Origin of the sequence: Geomonas sp. Red32 (assembly GCF_023652955.1) — a bacterium.
Classification (GTDB): Bacteria; Desulfobacterota; Desulfuromonadia; order Geobacterales; family Geobacteraceae; genus Geomonas.
The window spans coordinates 180,842-188,937 of sequence record NZ_JAKLOY010000010.1 but is presented as its reverse complement, the minus strand read 5'-3'; the positions used below and the strand labels follow the sequence as shown (position 1 = coordinate 188,937).

Annotated in this window: 8 protein-coding genes; 5 read left to right on the top strand and 3 right to left on the bottom strand. The window is 60.9% G+C overall.

Going from position 1 to position 8,096, the window contains the following annotated elements; all coding sequences use genetic code 11:
- Positions 1 to 685 precede the first annotated feature (685 nt).
- Positions 686 to 1,246 carry a helix-turn-helix domain-containing protein gene (locus L4X63_RS21200; protein WP_250680661.1) on the bottom strand — a complete coding sequence of 187 codons (561 nt, stop codon included), beginning with the start codon at positions 1,244 to 1,246 and terminating at the stop codon, positions 686 to 688.
- Positions 1,247 to 1,443: 197 nt separating this feature from the next.
- Here L4X63_RS21200 and L4X63_RS21195 point away from each other — a divergent pair, with 197 nt between their 5' ends.
- From L4X63_RS21195 to L4X63_RS23785, 5 genes are all read left to right on the top strand, one after another.
- Positions 1,444 to 2,874: a DegQ family serine endoprotease gene (locus L4X63_RS21195; RefSeq protein ID WP_250680660.1), complete on the top strand. Its 1,431-nt coding sequence runs from the start codon at positions 1,444 to 1,446 to the stop codon at positions 2,872 to 2,874.
- Between the two features lie 58 nt (positions 2,875 to 2,932).
- A complete protein-coding gene (locus L4X63_RS21190; RefSeq protein ID WP_250680659.1) occupies positions 2,933 to 3,196 on the top strand; it encodes a hypothetical protein in 264 nt (87 codons plus the stop codon).
- 75 nt (positions 3,197 to 3,271) lie between these two features.
- Complete coding sequence (locus tag L4X63_RS21185; RefSeq protein WP_250680658.1) at positions 3,272 to 4,228, top strand: RluA family pseudouridine synthase; 957 nt, start codon at positions 3,272 to 3,274, stop codon at positions 4,226 to 4,228.
- 152 nt (positions 4,229 to 4,380) lie between these two features.
- On the top strand, positions 4,381 to 5,178 hold the full coding sequence (gene pgeF, locus L4X63_RS21180; protein WP_250680657.1) for a peptidoglycan editing factor PgeF: 798 nt from the start codon (positions 4,381 to 4,383) through the stop codon (positions 5,176 to 5,178).
- A 78-nt stretch (positions 5,179 to 5,256) separates the two neighbouring features.
- A complete protein-coding gene (locus tag L4X63_RS23785; protein WP_284694751.1) occupies positions 5,257 to 6,312 on the top strand; it encodes a hypothetical protein in 1,056 nt (351 codons plus the stop codon).
- Positions 6,313 to 6,445: 133 nt separating this feature from the next.
- On the opposite strand, the gene L4X63_RS21170 is transcribed toward L4X63_RS23785, so the two are convergent.
- Positions 6,446 to 6,616, bottom strand: a complete 171-nt coding sequence (locus tag L4X63_RS21170; protein WP_250680656.1) for a hypothetical protein — start codon at positions 6,614 to 6,616, stop codon at positions 6,446 to 6,448.
- Entirely contained in the window at positions 6,603 to 8,075 is a 1,473-nt protein-coding gene (glgA, locus tag L4X63_RS21165; RefSeq protein WP_250680655.1) for a glycogen synthase GlgA, read from the bottom strand. Before glgA ends, L4X63_RS21170 begins: the two co-directional genes overlap by 14 nt.
- Between the last annotated feature and the right edge of the window lie 21 nt (positions 8,076 to 8,096).

Here is an 8,096-nt window from a genome sequence, read left to right as displayed (position 1 = left end):
TTCTGAGCCAGGATCAAACTCTCCAGTTTAAAATGAAAACCGAAAGCTCGATTCTGTTTAACAAAAACAACTGACTTAAATAGACCCACAATGTGATTCGTCTACTATTTAGTTTTCAAAGACCAAGCCGCTTTTCGCTGCGGCAGACTTCGCAATCTACACAATCCAGACTCGGCTGTCAACCCGTTTTTTTCTTTTTTCTTCGAAGTGGACTGTGTTAAAAACTTCACACATTCCACATCGTCGGGCTGGCCTTGCCTTGATTTTCAAAAGAGCGTTGCTGCGGAGTCCCGTTTTATAGCAAAGCGCCTCCCCGCTGTCAACGCCTTTCCGCAGGGAAAAGAACTAAAATTCTCTAACCAAAACATCCCGTGGATGCCGGTTACGCAATACCGCCCGCAGGACGCGCCGAGACCTTGTGCGGCCTACACGCCATCTGCACTCGATTCAGTTGGAGAAAGAGGAGATCCAGTCCGGGCGGCGTTTACATCGTATCGGGTGATGGGGGAGATAAGTTAAGAGGATAAACCAAAAAAAATTGCTGTCAAATGTACGGACAAAAAAAACGACGGTCTTCCGCAACCTTTGGCGAAAGACCGTCGTGGGGGTGCTGTCTAGGGCGCTTGAGAGGATGCGGCCGCCTTACTCCTCTCTTCAGGAGCCCTCTGCCGAGGGCTGGACGTTGTCACCCCTTGGTATAAAGGACCGCCACCGCGCGGGCGCGGATCTCGCCCGCCGAGACGAAGCCATGGGGCTCCGAGGACTCGTAGTAGATGCTGTCGCCGGGGTAGAGGGTCATTACCTGGTCGGCATAGTGAAACTCGAGCTCTCCTTCCAGGAGGTAGAGGAACTCGACCCCTTCGTGGCTATAGAAGAGGGAATCCTCCCAGGCGCGCTGCTCGAACTCCACCAGGAACGGCTCGACCTTCTTCTGGCGCATGCCGGGGGCCAGTGGCTTATACATATACCCCTGCACCTGATCCCTTCCGGGACGGCGCTGACTCCCCGTGTTGGGTTCCCCGCGGGTCAGCACGAACTTCTGGCGGTCGCCGGTCTCCTCGAAGAAGTAGTGGATCCCGACCTTCAACCCCTTGGCGATCTTCAAAAGCGTGGCGATCGGCGGGGTGACCTGGTCGTTTTCGATCTGGGACAGCAGCGGTTTGGAAAGCCCGGTGGCATCGGCAAGAGTCTGAAGCGTCAACCGCTGCTCCTGGCGCAGGCCGCGAACCTTCTCTCCTAACTTCATCTCCCGAATTTCCTGCTTGATTTTCTCTTGCACGTGGCACCCCCGGAAGCAATATATAGGCAAAAGCGCATCCGGCGTCAAGGCCTATTTATTAAGGCGCCGGGAAACGATGCAAGTATTGGACGAGGTTGACATTTACACCTTTTTTGGGTAGCCTTTCTTCTTCCGCCGAACCTCTTTTATGTAAGGAGCCAGAGATGAAACTTTCCCGCCTTGTCATTATCTGCCTCATCATTTCCAGCGCAGTGGCCGGCTGTAAGAAGAAAGAATCGGCCACATTCTATGAGTCGAACAGAAAAGAGAGTGTGGACGCCCCGGTCAAGGAGGTCCCCAAGGACATCCTCGCTACCCAGCAAGCCTTCACCAACCTCGTAAAAGCGGTCACCCCGTCAGTAGTGAACATCTCCACCATCGGGAGAAAGAAACTGGTCCGCCCCTTCTTCGAATCCAACCCCCTCTTCGAAGAGTTCTTCGGCGAGCGGAGCCGTCCCCAGTACCGCCGCGAAAGCAGCCTCGGCTCCGGGTTCCTCCTCAACAAGGAAGGGTACATCGTCACCAATGACCACGTGGTGCGAGACGCCGAGACCATCCAGGTGAAGCTCTCCAACGAGAGCGTCTATACCGGCAGGGTGGTCGGCTCGGACCCCAAAACCGACATCGCCGTCATCAAAATCAACGCCAAGGAACCGCTTCCCGCCGCCGTGCTGGGCGACTCCAGCAAGCTGCAGGTCGGCCAGTGGGCGATCGCCATCGGCAATCCCTTCGGCCTCGACCGCACCGTCACCGTGGGGGTCGTCTCCGCCACCGGCCGCTCCAACATGGGGATCGAGACCTACGAAGACTTCATCCAGACCGACGCCTCCATCAACCCCGGCAACTCGGGGGGGCCCTTGCTCAACATCTACGGGGAGGTGATCGGGATCAACACCGCCATCGTGGCGGCCGGCCAGGGGATCGGCTTCGCCATTCCCGTCAACATGGCCAAGCAGGTGGTCACCCAGCTGATCGGCAAGGGGAGCGTCAGCCGCGGCTGGCTCGGGGTCTCCATCCAGTCGGTCACCGACGAGATGGCTCGCTCCTTCGGGCTACCGAAGAGCTACGGGGCGCTCGTGAACGACGTCGTCCCCGGAGGCCCGGCCGCCAAGGCGGGGATACTCCAGGGAGACGTCATCACCGGCTTCAACGGGGAGAAGGTGAAAGATGTCCGCCAGCTCCAGCGGCTGGTAGGCGATACCCCGGTCGGTAAGAAGGTCGAGGTGGAAATCTATCGGGAAGGGAAAGCGCTCAAGCTCTTCGTCACCCCCACCTCCGCCGAGAGCGCACCCTCGCAGACGCAGCGCGCTCCCGAGCGGGAAGCAGGGGCTCTCGGGCTCTCGGTCGAGGACCTTTCATCCGACATGAAAGCCCGCGGCCTTTCCGGCGTGGTGGTGAGCGACCTCGAAGAAGGCGGGGTCGCCGAGGACGCCGGCATCCAGCGCGGCGACATCATCGTTTCGGTAAACCAGAAGAAGGTCCGCAACTTGGCCGAGTACCAGAAGACGATGCGGGAGGCCTCCTCCCGGGGGACGGTGGCGCTCCTGGTAAGGCGCGGAAACGCCAATATCTACTTTGCCTTAAGATTACGGTAGTATCTTCGGCAAAAACTGCGTATATTGTGGCGCGGAAATTTCCAGCCGGGAGACACCAATGAGCCTCATAGACAACCGGGACCAGGCACGCAGATTAGCCAGAGCCATCATCTCCGATGTGGCGATGTACAACCGCGAAAAGGTCGAGCAGGGGATCAAGGAGGACAACATCTTCGAGCTTCTGCACGACGAGCTTGCCGAAGGCAAAGAGCATTTCCAGTCACGAGTCGCCCCCGAGATCGCGGATTCCAACATCTTCGATCTGGCCGTGGTCGACGTGCTGATCAAAAGGGCCGGAAAAATCGAGTCTTCCATCTGGTAGTCCGCCAGCGAATTCCCTAGCGAGTAGACAACGGGCGCGCTTCCTCGGAAGGCGCCCTTTTCTTATAAGGACCCCATGCAAACAATCGAGCTGATCTTTCCCGAGGAGACCGACCAGGAGCGCCTGGACAGTTTCGTGGCCCGCAGCGTTCCCGAACTGACCCGCTCGGCGGCCCTCAGGCTGATCGAAACCGGCCACATCACCGTCAACGGGAAGCCGCAGAAGCCGTCCCTGAAGCTCAGGGCGGGGGACGCCGTGTCGGTGGAGGTTCCGCCTCCCGTCCCGGCCGAACCCCAGGCCGAGGAGATCCCCATCGAGATCCTCTACGAGGACCCCGACGTGGTGGTCATCAACAAGGGGGCCGGCATGGTGGTGCATCCCGGAGCCGGCAACCAGGACGGGACCCTGGTCAATGCCCTCCTCGCCCACTGCACCGACCTCTCCGGAATCGGCGGCGAGCTCCGCCCGGGCATCGTCCACCGGATCGACAAGGACACCTCGGGGACCCTGGTGGTAGCCAAGAGCGACCGGGCACACCTCTCCCTCGCCGGGCAATTCAAGGAACACACCATCAAAAGGGTGTACCTGGCGCTCGTCTACGGGAGCCTCAAGGAGGACAAGGGGAGGATCCAATCCCTGATCGGCCGCCACCCGGTGGAGCGCAAGAAGATGTCGGGGAAAGCGCGCCACGGCAAGGAGGCGATCACCCACTGGCGGGTGGTAGCGCGCTACCCGGAGATGACGCTGGTCCGCCTCCGCCTGGAGACCGGACGCACCCACCAGATCAGGGTACACCTCTCGGAGTCCGGGCACCCGCTGGTGGCCGACGAGCTCTACGGCGGCGGCAACCGCCTCTCCGGGATCAAGGACCAGACCCTGAAACAGATGATCCGTGACATGGGGCGCCACGCCCTGCACGCGAAGACGCTCGGCTTCCTGCACCCGGTAACCGGTGAATACCTGGAGTTCGACACCGAGCTCCCCGAGGACATGGCCGGCATCCTGGCCTACCTTGACGGACGCGGGGAGTGACTCAGATCCTTTAAGCTCCCCCCTTTGAGAAAGGGGGGCTGGGGGGGGATTTGGCAGCTGGTGACAGCAAACAAAATCCCCCAGAATCCCCCTTTTCCAAAGGGGGACTTCTAACTAAACAATTTACGCAGGTCGCTGGAGGAATGGGAACGATGGACATGCAGAAAGCGGGAAAGATTCAGTATCTGAAACCGAGGATGGCAGGGAACAAGGTGGTGGCAGGCTTCACGACACGTCACGAAGGTGTCTCGCGCCCCCCCTACAACTCGCTCAACCTCGGGAGCAACACCCTCGACTCTCCCCATAACGTGGAGGGGAACCGCAGCCTCCTGGCTCGCAGCTTCGGCACCACGCTGGACCGCTTCGTCACCGTGACCCAGGTTCACGGCACCGACCTCTTGGTCATCGACGCCCCCAACCCCGAGTTCTCCCATTTCCTGAAGCTCGAGTGCGACGGGATCGTCACCAACCAGCCGGGGATCATGATCGCCATCTGCGTGGCCGATTGCGTGCCGATCCTCCTCCACGACCCGGTCAAGAAGGTGGTGGCTGCCCTCCACGCCGGGTGGCAAGGGACGGCCGGCAACATCGCGGCCAAGGGTGTCAAGGCGATGATCAACCTCTTCGACTGCAATCCCCGCGATATCCAGGCCGCGGTCGGTCCCGCCATCGGCGGCTGCTGCTACCAGGTGGACACGCCGGTGCGCGACGCCTTCGTGAAAGCCGGGCAGGCCTGGGATCTGGTTTCCCAGGAGCAGGGGGATGGCAAATGGCTCCTCGACCTGGGGATCGCCAACCGGAGGCTCCTGGAAGATGCCGGCCTCGCCCCCGGCCAGATCCAGACCACGACCCACTGCGTATCCTGCAACCAGGAACTCTTCTTCTCCTACCGCCGCGACGGCGGGGACACCGGCCGCCAGGTCGGCTTCATCATGCTGGAAGGCGAATAATTTAACCTGTGGCGCTCCCGGTTAGCATCTGCTATAAAACCGGGAGATTGTAGCGTGCACAGACAGGAGGCTCGTCCCATGCGGAATCTATTCAAGCTGGTCCTGCTCGTCATCTGCAGCAGTACCTTTTTCGGCTGCGCCCACAACTATTACAACGTCCCGCAGGAGACCCTGGAGAAGCGGGTCAAGGTGGTCGGCGTCACCCCCTTCTTCACCGACGCCGACTCCGATCTCCGCTACCCCGACAAGGAGGCCCTGGTCAGCCTGACCCGGAGCTACAACGCGAAAAACGAGAAGGAGCTGACCGCCCGGCTGAGGGATGCGGCAATCTTCTACTCGATTCGCCCGCTCGACGGTGACCCGGTCACCCTCTTCGGCCGGCTGGTGGCTAACCGCGAGCGCCGGGACGACGCCGGAATCATCTACAACAAGTACTTCTTCAAGAAGGACGAGCTCCGCCAGATCATGAACGAGAACCAGCTGGACGCCCTGCTGGTGGTCACCGTGAGCGGCATCACCATGCAGTCCAAGATCTACGCGAGTAACTACCTGGCCTACCTGGAGACGGACTTCAACTACCTCACCATGACCGCCCAGCTGCTGGACCGCGACGGCGCCATCCTGTGGGAGTACCCGAACTTCCGGAGGAGCGCGCTCTCCTACGCTCCGCTTCTCGGGCTGCAGTACCCCGATTTCGACGAGGCCAAGGCCAACCTGAGCGAAAAGGTGGACGTGAAGAACAAGACCCTTACCGGGATCAACGCCGCCTTCGCCCAGAGCGAATCGTCGGCGGTGGCGAAGGGGCACGACGTCTCCTCCCTCTACGCACGGCAGTTCGACGACATGATGTCGTTGCTCAAGCTGAAGAAACCGCTCTTCGGCGGGAAGGACGATGCGGCGCCGGCCACCCCGGCTACACCGGCCGCCTCCCAGCCCGCGCCCGCGGTTACGCCGGCACCGGCCCCGGCCCGCCCGGCTCCGGTTTCGGAGATCAAGCCGGTCCGCCCGGTTTCCCCGCCCCCCGAGGCTCCGGCCCCAGCACCCGCGGTTAACGTGCCAGCACCGGCCCCGACAGATTCCAACGCCATCCAGGTGGCTCCCGGCGACGTGGTCCCCGAGCAGCCCGCCAAGTAAGCCACCACCAGCCCAAACATAAAAGGCCGGCAGAAGAGGGAAACCTCTCTGCCGGCCTTTTCTTTTCCATGTTGTTCCGAAGCTGATAAAGGTTCTTCGGGGGGGGCCACCTTTCCGCGTAGGGAGGAGAACGTTAAAGTTCTTCGAACTCCTCGATGTCCTCGTCGGTTACCGGTTCCTCGTCGCCCACTCCATCCTCGTCGTCATAATCCTCGTCGAGAACCCTTTCCAGGAAGTTGTTGTTGTTCTGGATCTGCTTGCGGACCTCGGCCGCCAGCGCTTCCAGATCGTCATTTGGCAGCATCGCCGGTCACCCCCCTTCTCGACAGGGCCCTGCGGTACAGGTCGAGGTACTTGTGTACCGAGTTCTGCCACGAGTAATCGGAGCTCATCCCCCGCCGCATCAGCTTTTTCCAGAAGGTCTTGTCCTGGTAGGCCGCCAGCGCGCGGTTGATGGTATCCCAGAGCGCCTCCGCCGTGTACTCCTCGAAGACGAACCCGTTGGGGGTCCGCTCGCTGTCGCGGGGATCGAAGACACTGTCGGCCAGGCCGCCGGTTTTGCGCACCACCGGAACGCTCCCGTAGCGCATGGCGATCAGCTGTCCGAGCCCGCACGGCTCGAAGAAGGAGGGCATCAGGAACATGTCGCTCCCGGCATAGATCTTGGGAGCCAGCGCATGGTCGAAGCCGGTGGAGAAGGCGATGTTGCGGGCACCGCTCGCCTTGGCGTCGGCAAAGGCCTTCATGTACCGCTCGTCGCCCGAACCGAGCAGGACGAGCTGCAGCGGAGCCTTGGCCAGCTGCGGGAGGAGATCGGCGATCAGGTCGAAACCCTTGTGGGCCACCATGCGCGAGACCATGCCGATGAGCGGGATGTCCGGCCCACTGGCGAGCCCCATCAGCCGCTGCAGGCTGATCTTGTCAACCACCTTTCCGGAGAGGGAAGCGTGGCTGTAGTTCTTCATGATGTCCTTATCGGTGGCCGGGTTCCACGCCTCGTAGTCGACACCGTTGAGGATGCCGGCCAGGTCGTCCTTCCTGGTCCGCAGCACGCCGTCCAGCCCGCACCCCATCTCCTCGGTCTGGATCTCCCGGCAGTAGTTCTCGGAAACCGTGGTGACCAGGTCGGCGGAAAGGATGCCGGTCTTCATGAGATTGATCTTACCGTAGAACTCCAGGCCGTCGATGTTGAAGCACTCCGGGGAAAGCCCCATGGTCTCCATCATCTCGGGGGGGAACTGTCCCTGGTAGGCGAGGTTATGGATGGTGAAGATGATCCCGGTCCTGGCGAAGAAGGGATCGTTCTTCCTCTCGTGCTTAAGATAGTGGGGGATCAGCGCGGTCTGCCAGTCGTGGCAGTGGATGATGTCCGGGCGGAAATCCATCTTCTTCAAGAGTTCCAGCACGCAGCGGCAGAAAAAGGAGAAACGCTCGGCGTTGTCCGTATAATCGCCGCTGGCGGTGCCGTAGAGCTCGTCGCGGGTGAAGTATTCCTTGTTCTCGATGAGGTAGACGGGGATGTCCCCCAACGCCGCCTGGCGGAGGAACCCTTTCTTCTCGGCACCGTCGACAAAGACCGAGGCGCTTTTGCGCCCCTTCCTTACCGCCATGCCGCCCCGCTCGACAACCGAGTAAAAGGGCATCATGATCCGGACATCGTGGCCCAGGGCACGGAGGGTTTTGGGGAGTGCGCCAGCCACGTCCGCGAGCCCCCCGGTCTTGGCAAAGGGAGTAACCTCGGAGGCAACAAAAAGAATCTTCATGTGAAAACCTCTAACATACCG

Bases quoted from the DNA above. Each gene is read 5' to 3' on its own strand.
- L4X63_RS23785 (WP_284694751.1), top strand. From the start codon at position 5,257: ATGCGGAATCTATTCAAGCTGGTCCTGCTCGTCATCTGCAGCAGTACC.
- L4X63_RS21195 (WP_250680660.1), top strand. From the start codon at position 1,444: ATGAAACTTTCCCGCCTTGTCATTATCTGCCTCATCATTTCCAGCGCA.
- glgA (WP_250680655.1), bottom strand. From the start codon at position 8,075: ATGAAGATTCTTTTTGTTGCCTCCGAGGTTACTCCCTTTGCCAAGACC.
- L4X63_RS21190 (WP_250680659.1), top strand. From the start codon at position 2,933: ATGAGCCTCATAGACAACCGGGACCAGGCACGCAGATTAGCCAGAGCC.
- L4X63_RS21170 (WP_250680656.1), bottom strand. From the start codon at position 6,616: ATGCTGCCAAATGACGATCTGGAAGCGCTGGCGGCCGAGGTCCGCAAG.
- L4X63_RS21185 (WP_250680658.1), top strand. From the start codon at position 3,272: ATGCAAACAATCGAGCTGATCTTTCCCGAGGAGACCGACCAGGAGCGC.
- L4X63_RS21200 (WP_250680661.1), bottom strand. From the start codon at position 1,246: ATGAAGTTAGGAGAGAAGGTTCGCGGCCTGCGCCAGGAGCAGCGGTTG.
- pgeF (WP_250680657.1), top strand. From the start codon at position 4,381: ATGGACATGCAGAAAGCGGGAAAGATTCAGTATCTGAAACCGAGGATG.